General features: G+C 68.9%; 16 protein-coding genes. 10 read left to right on the top strand and 6 right to left on the bottom strand.

Annotated elements, in window-relative coordinates:
* Positions 1 to 236: 236 nt before the first annotated feature.
* The gene (locus NS283_RS01830; protein WP_058595176.1) at positions 237 to 1073 is read right to left on the bottom strand and encodes an alpha/beta fold hydrolase; all 837 of its coding nucleotides are present in this window, start codon (positions 1071 to 1073) and stop codon (positions 237 to 239) included.
* A 157-nt stretch (positions 1074 to 1230) separates the two neighbouring features.
* Here NS283_RS01830 and NS283_RS01825 point away from each other — a divergent pair, with 157 nt between their 5' ends.
* From NS283_RS01825 to NS283_RS01805, 5 genes are all read left to right on the top strand, one after another.
* Positions 1231 to 1719 (top strand): hypothetical protein, encoded by a 489-nt coding sequence (locus NS283_RS01825; protein WP_058595175.1) that lies wholly within the window; start codon positions 1231 to 1233, stop codon positions 1717 to 1719.
* Between the two features lie 51 nt (positions 1720 to 1770).
* The gene (locus tag NS283_RS01820; RefSeq protein ID WP_058595174.1) at positions 1771 to 2250 is read left to right on the top strand and encodes a MarR family winged helix-turn-helix transcriptional regulator; all 480 of its coding nucleotides are present in this window, start codon (positions 1771 to 1773) and stop codon (positions 2248 to 2250) included.
* Between the two features lie 41 nt (positions 2251 to 2291).
* The gene (locus tag NS283_RS01815; protein WP_058595173.1) at positions 2292 to 2711 is read left to right on the top strand and encodes an organic hydroperoxide resistance protein; all 420 of its coding nucleotides are present in this window, start codon (positions 2292 to 2294) and stop codon (positions 2709 to 2711) included.
* Between the two features lie 85 nt (positions 2712 to 2796).
* Positions 2797 to 3444, top strand: a complete 648-nt coding sequence (locus NS283_RS01810; RefSeq protein ID WP_058595172.1) for a response regulator — start codon at positions 2797 to 2799, stop codon at positions 3442 to 3444.
* Positions 3441 to 4571, top strand: a complete 1131-nt coding sequence (locus tag NS283_RS01805) for a sensor histidine kinase (RefSeq protein WP_058595171.1) — start codon at positions 3441 to 3443, stop codon at positions 4569 to 4571. Before NS283_RS01810 ends, NS283_RS01805 begins: the two co-directional genes overlap by 4 nt.
* A gap of 29 nt (positions 4572 to 4600) precedes the next feature.
* On the opposite strand, the gene NS283_RS01800 is transcribed toward NS283_RS01805, so the two are convergent.
* The gene (locus NS283_RS01800; protein WP_058595170.1) at positions 4601 to 5665 is read right to left on the bottom strand and encodes a PIG-L family deacetylase; all 1065 of its coding nucleotides are present in this window, start codon (positions 5663 to 5665) and stop codon (positions 4601 to 4603) included.
* 218 nt (positions 5666 to 5883) lie between these two features.
* On the opposite strand from NS283_RS01800, the gene NS283_RS01795 reads away from it, so the two are divergent.
* Entirely contained in the window at positions 5884 to 6165 is a 282-nt protein-coding gene (locus NS283_RS01795; protein WP_058595169.1) for a hypothetical protein, read from the top strand.
* Between the two features lie 15 nt (positions 6166 to 6180).
* Here the strand turns inward: NS283_RS01795 and NS283_RS01790 are convergent, their stop codons facing one another.
* Positions 6181 to 7254, bottom strand: coding sequence for a PIG-L family deacetylase (locus NS283_RS01790; protein WP_058595168.1), 1074 nt, complete (start codon positions 7252 to 7254; stop codon positions 6181 to 6183).
* A 242-nt stretch (positions 7255 to 7496) separates the two neighbouring features.
* Between NS283_RS01790 and NS283_RS01785 the strand changes: the two genes are divergently transcribed.
* From NS283_RS01785 to NS283_RS18810, 4 genes are all read left to right on the top strand, one after another.
* On the top strand, positions 7497 to 9056 hold the full coding sequence (locus NS283_RS01785; protein ID WP_153003255.1) for a sugar transferase: 1560 nt from the start codon (positions 7497 to 7499) through the stop codon (positions 9054 to 9056).
* Positions 9057 to 9130: 74 nt separating this feature from the next.
* Complete coding sequence (locus NS283_RS01780; protein WP_058595167.1) at positions 9131 to 10456, top strand: UDP-glucose dehydrogenase family protein; 1326 nt, start codon at positions 9131 to 9133, stop codon at positions 10454 to 10456.
* 338 nt (positions 10457 to 10794) lie between these two features.
* Positions 10795 to 12789, top strand: coding sequence for an ABC1 kinase family protein (locus NS283_RS01775; RefSeq protein ID WP_058595166.1), 1995 nt, complete (start codon positions 10795 to 10797; stop codon positions 12787 to 12789).
* Positions 12790 to 12903: 114 nt separating this feature from the next.
* Positions 12904 to 13062 carry a hypothetical protein gene (locus NS283_RS18810; protein ID WP_193752611.1) on the top strand — a complete coding sequence of 53 codons (159 nt, stop codon included), beginning with the start codon at positions 12904 to 12906 and terminating at the stop codon, positions 13060 to 13062.
* Positions 13063 to 13253: 191 nt separating this feature from the next.
* On the opposite strand, the gene NS283_RS01770 is transcribed toward NS283_RS18810, so the two are convergent.
* The 3 genes from NS283_RS01770 to NS283_RS01760 form a co-directional block, all read right to left on the bottom strand.
* Complete coding sequence (locus NS283_RS01770) at positions 13254 to 13910, bottom strand: arsenate reductase/protein-tyrosine-phosphatase family protein (RefSeq protein ID WP_193751334.1); 657 nt, start codon at positions 13908 to 13910, stop codon at positions 13254 to 13256.
* 219 nt (positions 13911 to 14129) lie between these two features.
* Positions 14130 to 14309, bottom strand: a complete 180-nt coding sequence (locus NS283_RS01765) for a hypothetical protein (protein WP_058595164.1) — start codon at positions 14307 to 14309, stop codon at positions 14130 to 14132.
* A 257-nt stretch (positions 14310 to 14566) separates the two neighbouring features.
* Complete coding sequence (locus tag NS283_RS01760; RefSeq protein WP_058595163.1) at positions 14567 to 14842, bottom strand: helix-turn-helix domain-containing protein; 276 nt, start codon at positions 14840 to 14842, stop codon at positions 14567 to 14569.
* Positions 14843 to 14876: the final 34 nt, after the last annotated feature.

The raw sequence follows: 14876 nt of genomic DNA, 5'->3' as shown, positions 1-14876 counted from the left end.
CCGCCCTCGCGCCACGGGCGGTGGGGACGACGGCGTCGTCGTCGCCGCATCGGGGTGACGTCGCCGGGTGGGGCATCGCGGACGCTCATGAGCGTCACCGTAGAGGTGTGATCCCACGGCATCCCGGGGGCGTCCGACGGTGACGGGGCGTCACGCGTGGCGCCCGTCTATCGCTTCACCCGACCGAACCGCGGGACTCACCCGCGCGGCCGGGCTCGCACCCGGCCGCGCGAGGATCAGCGCTGCAGAAAGTCCAGGAGAACCCGGTTGAACTCTTCGACGTGGCTGACATTGACGCCGTGCGGAGCGCCGGCCACGACGTGGAGCTCACTACCCGGGATGGCCGCGTGCGTACGCGCACCCGAGCCCTCGAAGGGCACGGTGGCATCGCTGTCGCCATGGATGACGAGCGTGGGCACGGTGACGTTGGGCAGGTCATCGCGGAAGTCCGTGGTGGCGAACGCCTCCATCGCCTTGAGCGCTGCGTGGTGGTCGGCCTGATTCGCGAGCCGCTCCGCCTCGGCGCGGTCCGCCTCGGACACGGCGAGCGTGCCGTCGACAGAGAAGAAGTCGGTGGTGAACTGGTGGTAGAACGCCTTCTCGTCGTCCTTCAGCCCCTGCTTCATGCCGTCGGCGGTCTCCTCGTCGAGCGGGCCCTCCGGGTTGTCGTCGGTCTTCGCGAGATACGGCGGTACCGCCGCGGCGAAGACGACGCTGTGCACGCGGTCGGAACCGTGCCGGGTGAGATAGCGGGCGACCTCGCCGCCTCCCATCGAGAACCCGACGAGAGTCGCGTCGCGGAGATCCAGCGCGGCCAGAACCGCCTCGAGGTCGTCCGAGAAGGTGTCGTAGTCGTACCCCGTGCGGGGCTTGTCGCTGCGGCCGAAGCCGCGACGGTCGTAGGACACGACGCGGTAGCCGGCCTCCTCGAGCGCCGGAACCTGGTGCGCCCAGGACTCCCCCGACAGGGGCCAGCCGTGGATGAGGACGACGGGGCGACCCGCGCCACCGGTGTCGTCGACGTGAAGGTCGATATCGGTCAAGAGTCCGTGGTGTGCAGTGATCTCGCTCATGACCACATCGTTCGATCCGAATCTGGACGGAAGGGGACGGTTGACGTGATGCCGACGAGTTGGTACCTCCGCACATGAACACGAAGCACACGAACACGAACTTGCCCGCGAGCGCAACGGCGAACGTGTGCGGAGAGTCCGTCACTAACCTCCCGGCATGGCATCTCTTCGTCTCCCGTTCGCGATCCTCGCGGCCGCGCCTCTCGCTCTCGGCCTGACGAGCTGCACCTCCCCCGCGACGAGCTCCGGCAGCTCGGAGACGGTCGTCTCGGCCGTCGTCCGCGCCGAATCCGACGCGGGCGGACGCGCCTTCGATCTCGACCGCGAGGACGACGGCACGTGGGAGGTCCAGGTCGTCACGAACGGTCGAGCCGCGGATCTGCGGATCAGCGCCGACGGAGGCGAGGTCCTTTCGCGGAGGGACGCGGACACCGTCGACACCGAGGATCGGGACGCGCTCGAGAACGCGGGGACGACGATGGCGGATGCCGTACGAACCGCCGTGGCGGCCCATCGCGGCGGCGGCATCGACGAGGTCGAGATCGACCGCACCAGCGGCGAGCCGGTGTGGAAGGTGTCCTTCGACGCGGGTGCGGACATCACCATCTCGCTCGCGGACGGGAGCGTCGTGCCTTCGACCGAGTGAGGGTCGAGGGGTTTGGTTGTGCACAACTCAATTGTGTGCAATCCTTTTCTCATGCCCGCTGTTGATGCCCTCGTCTGCTTCGCGCTGTACGCCGCGAACCGCACGACGACCCAGGCCTACCGGGCTTTGCTCGAGCCCTGGAACCTGACGTACCCGCAGTACATCGCGCTCGTAACGCTCTGGAACGACGGCGACCAGACCGTCGGCAGCCTGGGCGAGGCGCTTCAGCTCGACTCGGGAACGCTGTCGCCGATGCTCGCGCGCCTGCAGGCGGCCGGGTACGTGACAAGAACCCGTGACGGACGCGACGAGCGCGTGGTCACCGTCTCCCTCACGCCGAGAGGTCACGAGCTGCGCACCGAACTCGCGCACGTGCCGCGGTGCATCGCGCAGGGCTCGGGACTTCCCGACGCCGACAGCGCACGAGACCTCATCGATGCGCTCCACCAGCTGACGGCCGCGATGCGTGAGCTGCGCGACCACCCGGATGACGCTGTCGCCGCCGAACGCGCGACGCGCGCCGCCTCCTGATCCGCTCGACATCCCCCTCGTCCCCAGAAAGGAACACATTCATGGACGTTCTCTACACCGCGGAAGCGCTGTCCACCGGTCAGGGCCGCCTCGGCCACGTCTCGGCCGGCGAGTACATCGACCTCGAGGTCGCGCCACCCAAGGAGCTCGGCGGATCCGGCCAGGGCACCAACCCCGAGCAGCTCTTCGCCGCGGGATACGCGGCCTGCTTCCACAGCGCCCTGCACTCCGTCGCGCGCGCACAGAAGGTCAAGATCGAGGACTCCTCGGTCGGCGGCCGCGTGCAGATCGGACCCAACGGTCAGGGCGGCTACCAGCTCGCCGTCCTCCTCGAGGTCGTGCTCCCGGGCATCGAGCACGAGCTCGCCCAGCAGCTCGCCGACGCGGCACACCAGGTGTGCCCCTACTCCAACGCCACGCGCGGCAACATCGACGTCACCGTCACCGTCTCGGACGACTGATGACCAGGGGCGGGGGCGCGTCACCGCCACCCCCGCCCTTCCCGCGCCCTTCGCGTCGCCCTGCGGGCGTCGTAGGGTGTGAGTCGTGATCCGGGTCGTAGTCGTCGATGATGAAGCCCTCGTCCGCTCCGGTTTCGAGCTGATCCTGGGCGCCGCACCCGACATCCAGGTCGTCGCCGCCGTGGACGGAGGAGTCGCGGTCGACACCATCCGCCGCGAACGCCCGGACGTCGTCCTGCTGGACATCCGGATGCCGGAGCGCAGCGGCCTCGACATCCTCGGCGACCTGCGACACGACACCCACCGCCCGGTCATCGGCATCCTCACCACCTTCGACACGGACGAGTACATCGCTCGCGCGCTGCACGACGGCGCTGCGGGATTCCTCGTCAAAGACACCGCGCCGGAGAACCTCGCGGCCATGGTGCGCACGCTCGCCGCCGGCGGAGTGGTGCTGTCGCCGCAGGTCTCGCGCACCCTGGTCGACGGCTACACCGGCGCGCCCGACCACGACGCCGTGCGGCGGATCGCCCTCCTGACGGATCGCGAGCGCGACGTCCTGGCCTGCCTCCCCACGGGCGAATCCAACGCCGAGATCGGCCGAAGACTGCACCTCAGCGGCGCGACCGTGAAGGACCACGTCAGCGCGATCCTGTCGAAGTTGTCCGTGTCGACGCGGCTCGAAGCGGCTCTCATCTCGGAGCGGGCACGCCCCCGTCGGCGCCGCGCATGACGCGCCTCGTCCCGCGGGCCGTCGAACGACTCAGCGGAACGCGCGGCTTCGCCGTCGTCGTCGACCTCACGCTCGCTGCGGCGGCCTTCGTCGATGTCGCCGTCTCGATCCCCTCGTGGTCGACGATCGAGACCGCTCTCGCTCTCATCGCGGTGGCCGGGCTCCTCGTGCGCCGCCGCCTGCCCTGGGTGTCGTTCGCACTCGTGCTTCCGGGCCTCGTCGTGGATTCCATGACGATCGCCGCCCCGATCGCCCTGTACTCGGTCGCGGTGCGGACCCGTTGCATCCCTCTGCTGGTCGTTGCGGGAGCGGTGACCTTCGGCTGCTTCCTTCTGCCCGACTGGCAGCTGCCCGCGATGGACTTCCTCGCACCGGCGTTGCTCTACGCCCTGATGTATGCCGCGACGCCCATCGCCCTCGGCGCACTCGTCCGCACGCACCGCGAGCTCTCCGACCGCGTCGCGGAGTTGTCGCTCGCGCGCGAAACGGAGCGCGCGCGGGAGAGACAGGACGTCCTGCGGCGCGAGCGCGTCCGCATCTCACGCGAGATGCACGACGTCGTCTCTCATCAGGCCAGCCTCGTCGCCGTCCAGGCCGGAGCCCTTCAGGTCTCTTCTCCCGACCCCGAGTCACGACGGATCGCCGGGGTCATCCGCTCCCTCGCGGTGCGGACGCTCGATGAGCTCCGGCAGATGGTGGGAGTACTCCGCGCCGACGGGGCGCACACCGACTCCGCCGAACCGCAGCCCACGGTCGACGATCTCCCCCGACTCGTGCGCGAGAGCGGTCTCGAGGCGGAGCTGGACATCTCCCTCCCCACCGATCTCGCGCCTCCCCTCCAACGCGCGGTCTACCGCACTGTCCAGGAAGGCCTGACGAACGCCCGCAAGCACGCGCCCGGAGCGCGCGTCCAGGTCACGGCGACCGCCGACACCGCCGCGATCGACATCGTCATCGAGAACGACGCCGCGACCGAGCGCGGCATACACCTCCCCTCGAGCGGGACGGGCCTGCTCGGTCTCCGCGAGCGCGCCGAGCTGCTCGGCGGCCACCTCGACGCCGCGGCGCGCAGCGGCGGAGGCTACCGACTGCGCGTCACGATTCCGCGGCGCGACAGCGAGCACTGACGCCGCTGCCGCCGCCGACGGCCGTGCCCTCAGCTCAAGCGGAGCTCGGACTCGCCCTTCGGGTACGACCGGCGCAACCACGCCCCGAACCCCGGCTGAGAGAGGCACGCGGCAGCATCGGCGCAGGTCACGACAGGGTCGTCCGCGGCGTACGTCTCGTAGATCCGCACCTTCGTGTCGAGAACCGCGCCGTCGACGTTGGTGGGCTCGTTCTGCGAGGGGTACCCCACGTAGTACGACATCGCTTCCGGCCCGATGCCCGCTTCCGGAGCGAGGGCTCGCACGAGCGAGCCCACGGCCGAGTGGTCGGGGTGATCGCCGCGCGCGAACGCGCTCTCGTGCGGGATGTTCGTGGTCACGTGGCTCGGCTGGGCAGCCCCGAGGAGCTCGACGATCGTCGCCGACAGGCGCGCACGGTCGTAGACGGTCGAGCCGTCAACCGATGTCAGCGTCGCCGCCGACCCGTTGATGAGCCGCGTCAGGCACACGTTGCCCGTCGCGACGAAGCCCTCGGCATCCAGACCTCCATCCGGAAGCCGCATCATCGTGAGCGAAAGACGCGGCTCGTCCGAGGGGGTGAACCGCGTGACCTGTGCGCCCGAGAGGAGCGTCAGCTTCTCCTCCTGCCAGGGCGCTGTGCTGCCGCGCATCTCGTCGTATGCGGCACGGATGCCGGCTTCTCGCTGCTCCGCGTACTCGAGGCCCTTGCCCGCGTCGCCCGCCGTGACGAACACGGCACGAACCGTACGTCCCGCGGCGATCTCCTCCGACAGCGCCGGATTGGCGAAGATGATGTCGTCGTCGGCGTGGGCCCAGATCGCCATCGCGGTGTCGGTGCCGGCAGCCTGCACAGCCGGAGAGGGCGGCAACGGGGAGGGAAGGGATGCCGGCAGGATCGGCGCGAGCGAGACCCAGGTGCCGACGGGGCCGGAGCTCCGGCGGACGTTGCGGTAGACCAGCGCACCCGCCCCGAGTCCGACGACGGCCAGCCCGCCGATGAGCAGTCCGCGCCGGGTCAGTCGAGCGCGGCGCGCGCGATCGACAGCGGGGGCGTCGGGTGCCGTGTCGGGCGAGGGATCGTCGTCAGTGCGCACGGCGGTTCCATCCTCTTCTGCTGCACCGCGCCGGTCGGGTCGTGAGACCTCCGGTTCGGTTCTTCGTCTTCCGTCTCGACGCTATCGCGGCGACCCCGGGTATCCCTGTCACTGCCCGAGAGTCCCCCCGGTCGGCGGGGTCCGGCATCCACGGCGACTCATCCGGTCCATCGACAACGCTCAGCGCACACCGAGGGAGCGCGGCCACACTCGCCTCCATGCAGACGTCCTCACCGCCGCGGTCGCTGTCGCCCGCTGCTCTGCGCGTACGCGCCGTCCTCTGGGAGTGGGATCCGATCGGAGTCCGCGATATCGGCGACGGGTGGCCCGACGACGAATACGACGACCTCATCGTGCCGATCCTCGAGGCCCTGGCATCCGACCCCGCTGCCGACGAGCTCGCGGCCGATCTGCGTTCGGTGATCGAGATCGACTACGGCCTGCCCACGCCGGACGGATGCCACGAGGTCGCGGTGTCTCTGCTCCGCCTCCGGGACTGAGCCGTACCCACGGGCTCAGGGCATCTGCAGTTCAGCCTCGGTCTTGGGGTAGGACCGCCGGAGCCACTCGCCGAACTTGCGCGTCTTGAGACACCCATCGCGGTCGGCGCAACGGATGACGTCGTCCTGTTGGGTGTAGACCCGGTAGATCTCCACCTTGGTGTCGAGGGCCGCCCCCTCGATGTTGCGGGGCAGATTCTCGGACGGATAACCCACGAAGTAGCGCAGCCCCGGGCCGGCGTCCGCGGTCGGTCCGATCGCGTCACGCACGAGGGTGCCGACGACCGAGTGGTCAGGATGATCGCCGGGCGCGAACGCGCTCCCCCGCGGAATGTGGGTCAGCGTCTGGGAGGGGTGGAACGCCTCGGCGAGCTCCGCGAGACTCGCGGTGAGCTGAGCGCTGCTCAGCGCGGGGCCGCCGTCGATGGGAGCGAGCGAGGCGATCGACCCGTCGAGCAGTTTGCTCAGCGTCGCGTACCCGGTCGCCGCGAAGCCTCCGTCGGTGATGTTGCCGTCGGGGAGACGGACGAAGAGGACGGACACCCGGGGGTCTCCCTGCGGCGTCAGACGATCGACGCGCATCCCCGCGTCCAACGTGATCTCGGTCTCGTCCCAGAGCCCCTCTTCTCCTCGCATGACGTTGTAGGCGCGCAGGATGCCGAGCTCTCGCGCTCGGGTGTAATCCATGCCGCGGCCGGCGTCGCCCGCGGTGACGAAGACGGTGCGGACGCAGTCACCCGCCGCGATCGCCTCCGAGATCGTCGGGTTGGCGAAGATGATGTCGTCATCCGGGTGCGCCCAGATCGTGAGAAGGGTGTCACCACCGGCACAGGGCTGAGCGACCGGCGACGTCGGAGTCGGTGTCGGAGTCGCAGTCGGTGTCGGTGTCGGGGAATCAGCCGGGCCCGGCGACTCGGCCCGCGAGGACGGCGTCGAGACCGCGGTGGGGGCGGAAGCGGCGAGGCGATCGAGCACGATCGGCACGGCGATGGCGGCGGCCGCGACGGCGACGACCGCGGCGACCGCGACGAGAAGGGCGGCGCGGCGGCGTTTTCTCGCGCGTGCGGAGCGCGTTCGCGTACGCGTCATCGATGGTCCTTTCGGCCGCGGCGCATCGGTCGAGGGCCTGCGATCATCCGTTGCCCGAGTGTAACGACACCGCTTTCCGGTACCCCGAGACGCCTTCCGGACGGGAGCAAGGTGACCGGATCGCGCGTGTTCCCGAAACATCGCATTCACCCGAGGGTGATTCACTGGGTGAGATCCGCCTGTTATCGTTCAGCGGGGAGAAAGTGAATTTTCAGGCACCCTGGGGGAAAGGCCTAAGCACTGTGACGTCTGACCTGAGAGTCGACGCGACATCGGCGTCGCAGGACAGCTACGGCGGCATCGCCGACGCCGATGAGCAGATCCCTGTTACCCCGGCGCCGACGACCGTGGCCGCACACCCGCGAGATCGCTGGCGCCTGCGCTATCGCCGCAATCTCTTCCTCACCGACCTCGCCGCGCTGGTCTGGGTCGTCTACGGCACCCAGCTGATCTGGTTCGGTACCGGCAACGTCGCCGTCGCCGCCAACAAGGACGGTCGCATCACCGACCTGTCGTACTGGATCTTCTCCGCGATCCTGATCGTCGCCTGGATGTGGGCGTTGTCGTTCGTCGACTCGCGCAGCGACCGCGTCATCGGCACCGGCTCCCAGGAATACGTGCGGATCATCGACTCGAGCTTCCGTGTGTTCGGCGCCGTCGCGATCCTCGCCTTCCTGACGCAGATCGACGTCGCTCGCGGTTACCTGCTCATCTCGCTCCCCGCAGGGATCGCCGTCCTCATCTTCACGCGGTGGCTCTGGCGCCAGTGGCTCATCGTCCAGCGGTCGCAGGGCAAGTACTCCGCCAACGTGCTCCTGGTCGGATCGTTGACGTCCGTCACCCAGCTGGCGCGCGAGTTCGCGCGCACCCCGAGTGCCGGTTACCGCGTCGTCGGGGCGTGCGTGCCCAACGGGAAGATCGCCGACGTGATCCCCGGGACGACCATCCCCGTCATGGGTCACGTCGGTGACATCGGACGGGCTCTGTCCGTCACGGGCGCCGATACCGTCGCCGTCACGAGCGCCGACGAGCTCCCCGCCGACAAGGTGAAGCAGATCTCGTGGAGTCTGGAAGCCGGGCGTCAGCACCTCGTGCTGGCCCCCAGCATCATCGACATCGCCGGTCCGCGCCTGCACACCCGACCGGTCGCGGGTCTCCCCCTCATCCACGTGGAGACCCCGCGCTTCTCGCGGGGGCAGGTGTTCCTCAAGCGGACCGTCGACCTCGTCGCGAGCGTGACGGGCGTCATCCTGCTCAGCCCGGTCCTCGCCTTCCTCGCCATCGCCGTGCGCCTCTCCAGCACAGGGCCGGTGTTCTTCCGCCAGACGCGCGTCGGGTATCACGGCAACGAGTTCACGATGATCAAGTTCCGCTCGATGGTCGTCAACGCCGAGGACCTTCTGCACGATCTCGCCGCGCAACAACGCGACTCCGGCAACGAGGTCCTGTTCAAGATGAAGAACGACCCGCGCGTGACGCCGATCGGCCGGGTGATGCGCAAGTTCAGCCTCGACGAGCTGCCCCAGCTCTTCAACGTGATCGGCGGTTCGATGTCGTTGGTGGGTCCCCGACCTCCGCTGCCGTCCGAGGTGGCCCAGTACGCGGATCACGTCCACCGCCGGTTCCTCGCCAAGCCCGGAATCACCGGGCTCTGGCAGGTCAGCGGCCGCTCGTCGCTCTCGTGGGAGGAATCCGTCCGACTCGACCTGTCCTACGTTGAGAACTGGACGCTCCTCGGCGACTTCGTCATTCTCGGCAAAACCGCTCGCGCCGCCCTGGCGCCGGGCGACACCGCCGCGTGAAATCCCCGCGTGTCCGCGGGTCCGCGACAGGATGCATCCGCGTCGCGTCGACAAGAATCTGAAAGGCTTTCATCGTGCGTTTGTCTGTAGTGGGGTGCGGTTACCTGGGTGCGGTGCACGCGGCGGCGATGGCATCCATCGGCCATGAGGTCGTGGGCATCGACGTCGACGAGCGCAAGATCACCGCGCTGAGCAAGGGCGAGGCGCCCTTCTTCGAGCCCGGGCTGCAGGAGATCCTGACCGAAGGCATCGCTTCCGGCCGGCTCTCCTTCACGACCGACATGTCCGCCGCGCAGGGGGCCAAGGTCCACTTCATCGGCGTGGGTACCCCGCAGCAGGCGGGTGGGTACGCGGCCGACCTCACCTACGTGAACGCCGCCGTCGACGGACTGCTCCCGTACCTGTCCGAGGGCGATCTCGTGGCCGGGAAGTCGACCGTTCCGGTCGGCACCGCCGCGACGCTCGCCCCGCGGGTGAGTGAGACGGGGGCGACCCTGGTGTGGAACCCGGAGTTCCTCCGGGAGGGATGGGCCGTCCAGGACACGATCGACCCCGACCGACTGGTGGCCGGCGTCCCGTTCTCGGAGGGCGTCGCGACCGCCGAGGGTGAGCGTGCCGCTCAGATCCTCCGCGAGGTCTACCACCCCTCGATCGCGAAGGGTACGCCGTTCATCGTCACGGACTACGCCACCGCCGAGCTCGTGAAAGTCTCGGCCAACGCCTTCCTGGCGACGAAGATCAGCTTCATCAACGCGATCGCCGAGATCGCCGAGGTCACCGGGGCCGACGTGACGACCCTGGCCGACGCGATCGGGCACGACGCCCGTATCGGTCGTCGCTTCCTCGGGGCCGGTATCGGTTTCGGTGGCGGGTGCCTGCCGAAGGACATCCGCGCCTTCTCGGCGCGCGCCGAAGAACTCGGGCGCGGCGAATCCGTCGCCTTCCTCCGCGAGATCGACGCAATCAACCTCCGTCGACGCGACCGTGCGGTCGACCTGACGAGCGAGGCCTTGGGCGGCTCGGTCTACCAGAAGAAGGTCACCGTGCTCGGCGCCGCGTTCAAGCCGCACAGCGACGACATCCGCGACTCCCCCGCCCTCGACGTCGCGGTTCGCCTGCACGGTCTGGGCGCCGATGTCACTCTGACGGACCCCGCGGCGATCGAGAACGCGCAGCGCATCCACCCGCAGCTGACCTACGTGCACGACCGCGACGAGGCGCTCCAGGACGCGGATGCCGTCATCGTCGTCACCGAATGGGACGAGTACCGTCATCAGCTCGATCCGGCGCACGCGGCCACGCTCACCCGAGGACACATCGTGATCGACGGCCGCAACTGCCTCGACGCGTCCGCGTGGCGCGCCGCCGGCTGGACATACCACGGCATGGGTCGCCCCTGATCTCAGCGCTCCCGTCGGACGCCTCGGCATGGGCCGAGGCGTCCGGCGTTTCACCGCGTGTCCTGTGGCGCGGCACGGATGGCCCGTGTGGACAACACCGCCTCCTTCGCATGCGCATGTAAGAATGCATACCCACCCGAAGGACACGCATGCTCTCGACACTTCACCTCTCCGTACCGCAGACATCGTCAGACGACGACAGTGACCGGGGATTCGCTCCTCGATGCCCGTCGTGCCTCACCATGCTGGTCGAGAACTCTTCCCGCAGCTTCGCCCACTGGTCCTGCGCAAGCTGCGGGCATATCCGCATCTCCTGACGCTGCCGCTACGCTGACCCCGTGGTCGTCAGCCTCCTCATCTCCGTCGCCGCCATCGTTTCGGCGGTGCTCGTGGGGTTCGTCGCCCGCCGCATCCTCGGGACCGCAGTCGGCTGGCCGCGCAGCATCGTCGTCGGGCTGCTGGTCTTCTTCGTCGGCGTGCCCGTCGCGGAGTGGACCCTCCGACAGACGGGCACCTCCCCCGACGCCGCGGGAAACGTGGGACTCTGGCTCGCCCTGATCGCCCTCGCCATCGCATGGGCCTTCGCGATCGGCGTGGCAGCGCTGGTGGCGAGCGAGGCGATCTTCCCCACACGCCCCCTTCCCAACCCCGTCGACCTCGTTCGGGCCGCACTGCGGCAACGCAAGCGCACCCGCCGCTACCTCGAGATCCTCGCGATCGCCTCCCGACACGGCGTGGGGTGGCTGTTCCACGGCGGTCACGCACGGGTCGAACAAGAGCTGAGCACCGCGGAGGAGCGCGCCAACGCGATCGTCGCGACAATCAACGACGCCGGCGTCAGCTTCGTCAAGCTCGGCCAGGTGCTCTCGACCCGTCGCGACCTGATCCCCGAGCCATACCTCAGCGCTCTGTCGACCCTGCAGACCAAGGCGACGACCCTGCCCTGGGAGACGGTGCGCGAGGTGATCGAGACTGACCTCGGCGCCTCGATCGACGAGGTCTACGCCGAAGTCGATCGTGCGCCGCTCGCGGCCGCCTCCGTGGCTCAGGTCCACCGAGCACGGCTGCTCGACGGGACCGAAGTGGTGGTGAAAGTCCAACGTCCCGCCGCCCGTGCGCAGGTGGAAGCGGATGCCGACATCATCGGGAGACTCGCTCATCGCGCCGAGGCCCGCACGCGGGTGGGGAAAGACCTTCACATCGCGTCGGTCGCGCGGGGCTTCACCGCGACGCTCCTGGAGGAGCTCGACTATCGCATCGAGGCCCGCAACACCGACATGATCCGCTCCACCCTCGAGCGGATCGACAGGGCGGAGCCCGATCGCCGAGGCCTCGTCTCCGTTCCACGGGTCTTTCCCGACGCGAGCGGACCGCGGGTTCTGACGATGGACCTGGTCGACGGCGCCGCACTGAGCGATTCCGCCGAGCTCCTCGCGGCGCTCGGACCCGAGCAACGGGATCGGCTCGCTCAGGTGCTCATGTCCACGGTCATCGAGCAGATCCTCGTGTACGGCGTCTTCCACGCCGACCTCCACCCGGGCAACGTCCTTCTGAAGGGCGACGGCACCCTGGGACTCATCGACTTCGGAGCGGTGGGGATCATCGAGCGCAGCCGACGCGAGCACATGACGGCCCTGCTGCTGGCCGCCCTGAGCGAGAACGACGTGGCGGCCACCGACGCGCTTCTCCTCATCGTCGACGCCCCCGACGACGTCGATCTGGAAGCATTCCGGCACGATGTCGGAATCGTCCTCACGACCGAGCACTTGCGGACCGGCGGCCAGGGGTCGATCTTCACACGCATGGTCGACGTCATCCGTCAGCACCGCATCGCCCTTCCCGGTGAGCTCGCGTCTGCATTCCGCAGCTTCGCGACCCTCGAGGGGTGCCTGCGCGTGATCGTCGATGACTTCGACATGGTGGGGCGCGCACTGCCGTTGATGCCGACACTGCTGCGGCGAGCCCTGTCCGTGACGCGTCTGGCGACGGACCTCCAAGCTGCGACCGTGATCTCAATGGCGCGCATCCAGCGGATGCCGCGGCGCCTCGAGGCTCTTCTGACGGGAATCGAGAAGGGCTCGATCGGTGTCACCCTTCGCTCCGAGGACGGGAAGGATGCCGGCGGCATCCTCAACCGGGTCACGGCCGAGGCTGCATCGACTCTCGTCTCCATCGCGGCGGTGGTGATCGCCGTCGTCCTCATCATCTCCGGCGGGGGTCCCGTCCTCGGCGGATCCGTCACCCTCTTCGCGGTACTCGGTGCGGTGATCGGGTTGTTCGGCTTCCTCGGACTGCTTCGCATCGTGCGACGGACATTCGGCGGTCGCGGCTGAAGAATCGTCGATCTTTCGTCGCGCCGATGCGCCTGCTCGACGCCCGGCGCCACTACTGTGAGCAGCAGTAGTCACCTCGTCGTTGCACCACCCGGACTCCAAAGGAGAAGTCCCATGGTCGTCATTTTCCTGGTCGCCCTGCTCGCGTGGATCGTCATCTCGCTCGGCGCCGGCATCGGCCTCGGCCGCATGATGGCGCGCGCCGAGACGGAGGATGGCCGCGTGCCGTCCCTGGCCGGCGGACCGACCCGAACCCCCGCCGCGCGACTCTGACTTCACCCGCCTCTCCGCGAGGGAGAAGCTCGGGCGTCGGGCCCGACGTGGGGCATGCCCGTTGGCCGTGCGGCCACTCGTTGCCGGCGGACAGCCATGACGACCTCCGCCGGCTGGCTCGTCGCCGCCGATGACACCGGAGCAGCGAGCACAAGCCCTGCAGCGTGAAGGTCTCTCAGATCCGCGGGCGTTCAGCGTGGGGTTCGGGTCGACTCACGGTACTCTCTGCGCGTCATCGGTCCAACGGGAACGTGGCCGGTCCCGCTCGGGATGAACAGGTCGGACGTGGCCTCGACGATCGCATCAACGGCACTCGTGGCGCTTCTCTCGAAGTCGGCCCACACCGCATGCCCCTGTCCGATCGGGTCGACGATATCGTCTTCGCTTCGATCGACGTGACGATCCAGAACACGAGCGCGGGAGACGGCGGAGAGCAGAGCCGGCCACGTAGCCACCGCGCTCGTCGAGCGTGCGGCGCCGGCGAGTCGCGCGAACTCGCGAACGGTGAAGACCGTCGCCACGAGGTCGGGGCGCATCCCCAGAACCACCCGTCGGTGCACCCGCTCAGCACACAGCACGACGGTCCCCGAGCGGAGCATCCGGTCGCCCAAGGGCCGCGTCCGATGCTCCTCAAGCGAGAAACCCATCGCGAGCGCGAGGCTGCGTGCACCCGGCTCAGCGCGGAGCCCCGTTCGGGCCGCGGTTCCCGCGCTCTCGAGCTCGACCCTCTCGACCCCCTTCTCCGCGAGCCGCTGGCGTAGGAGGTTCTCGACGAACGGCGAGCGGATCGCGTTCGCCGTGCAGACGACGATCACGTGGGCCGCGGGCAAGGAACGGGGCGGGGACATCGAGGGGCTCCTTCCGCGTGGCAGCTCCACGCTCCCCCAGTCAAACGCAGGTCGCTTGCGACGCGCGGCCGCCGTCGCCCTCCTGAGGAAGGACGAATTCTCGGGTGAAATCAGCACGCAGCAGTGCACGGCCATCCCGACGTCGAACGATCTGCGCGCGCGTCGCGGAAGAGCGACGCCGCGCGCTTCCAGGCGTTACGCAACCGCCCCGTGCCCCGCTCACCCAGCCTCGTTCCGAAGCGCCGCGGCGATATCAGGATCTTCACACAGAAGCCTGCCGAGAACGCGCGCGGCCTCGGTGTCGATCGCGACCATGCGTCCAGCACCGAACTCGAGGGCGACCCAGGTTTCACGGTCGTCGGGGCCACGGACCAGACCCACTTCGACGTCTGTCGCCATGCCACCGCCGGCGATGACCCCCTCCCGAACCCGTGCCGGAAAGCCCGCACCGGCACTTCGATGTGTCTCATCGTCCGGGTGGACGGTCCGACCGTGCTCCGTCGTGCACCACACGAAAGCACACCTCTCCGGTTTCGGAGAGTGCTCCGCGGGGATTGAGTTCATGCCTGACACCTCTCTCGCTGAGTCGTCGCCGCGCGACGACCCGATCATCGGTGGGCACACGGAGAGTGAACCACGACCCTCCGACATCGAGGTCAACGCCCGGGCGCCACCCCTCCTGGCCTCTCGGGAATCAACTCGTCCAGGGACAGGTCGAGCACTTCCGCCAGCACGACGAGCGTCTTCAGACGTGGGTTGGCGGGCGTCCCCGGGTTGGACTCGCCTTTCTCGAGCTTTCGATAGGTGAAGGTCGCAAGACCTGCCGCGTGGGCGACGTGCTCTTGGGAGAGTCCGCGCGTCGCGCGGGCGCGAAGAAGTCGCTTTCCCAGCTCCTGGGCGAAGTCGTTCCACGGGTCCGGCGCATCGTTCATCTCCCCAGCTTGATCTGCGGTTTACGCGAACATG

Origin of the sequence: Microbacterium testaceum (assembly GCF_001476285.1) — a bacterium.
Lineage (GTDB): Bacteria > Actinomycetota > Actinomycetes > Actinomycetales > Microbacteriaceae > Microbacterium > Microbacterium testaceum_B.
Note: the sequence above shows the minus strand (reverse complement) of the source record. Positions and strands in the feature narration are given on the sequence as shown.

Bases quoted from the DNA above. Each gene is read 5' to 3' on its own strand.
- NS283_RS01830 (WP_058595176.1), bottom strand. From the start codon at position 1,073: ATGAGCGAGATCACTGCACACCACGGACTCTTGACCGATATCGACCTT.
- NS283_RS01825 (WP_058595175.1), top strand. From the start codon at position 1,231: ATGGCATCTCTTCGTCTCCCGTTCGCGATCCTCGCGGCCGCGCCTCTC.
- NS283_RS01820 (WP_058595174.1), top strand. From the start codon at position 1,771: ATGCCCGCTGTTGATGCCCTCGTCTGCTTCGCGCTGTACGCCGCGAAC.
- NS283_RS01815 (WP_058595173.1), top strand. From the start codon at position 2,292: ATGGACGTTCTCTACACCGCGGAAGCGCTGTCCACCGGTCAGGGCCGC.
- NS283_RS01805 (WP_058595171.1), top strand. From the start codon at position 3,441: ATGACGCGCCTCGTCCCGCGGGCCGTCGAACGACTCAGCGGAACGCGC.
- NS283_RS01795 (WP_058595169.1), top strand. From the start codon at position 5,884: ATGCAGACGTCCTCACCGCCGCGGTCGCTGTCGCCCGCTGCTCTGCGC.
- NS283_RS01790 (WP_058595168.1), bottom strand. From the start codon at position 7,254: ATGACGCGTACGCGAACGCGCTCCGCACGCGCGAGAAAACGCCGCCGC.
- NS283_RS18810 (WP_193752611.1), top strand. From the start codon at position 12,904: ATGGTCGTCATTTTCCTGGTCGCCCTGCTCGCGTGGATCGTCATCTCG.
- NS283_RS01770 (WP_193751334.1), bottom strand. From the start codon at position 13,910: ATGTCCCCGCCCCGTTCCTTGCCCGCGGCCCACGTGATCGTCGTCTGC.
- NS283_RS01765 (WP_058595164.1), bottom strand. From the start codon at position 14,309: ATGGCGACAGACGTCGAAGTGGGTCTGGTCCGTGGCCCCGACGACCGT.
- NS283_RS01760 (WP_058595163.1), bottom strand. From the start codon at position 14,842: ATGAACGATGCGCCGGACCCGTGGAACGACTTCGCCCAGGAGCTGGGA.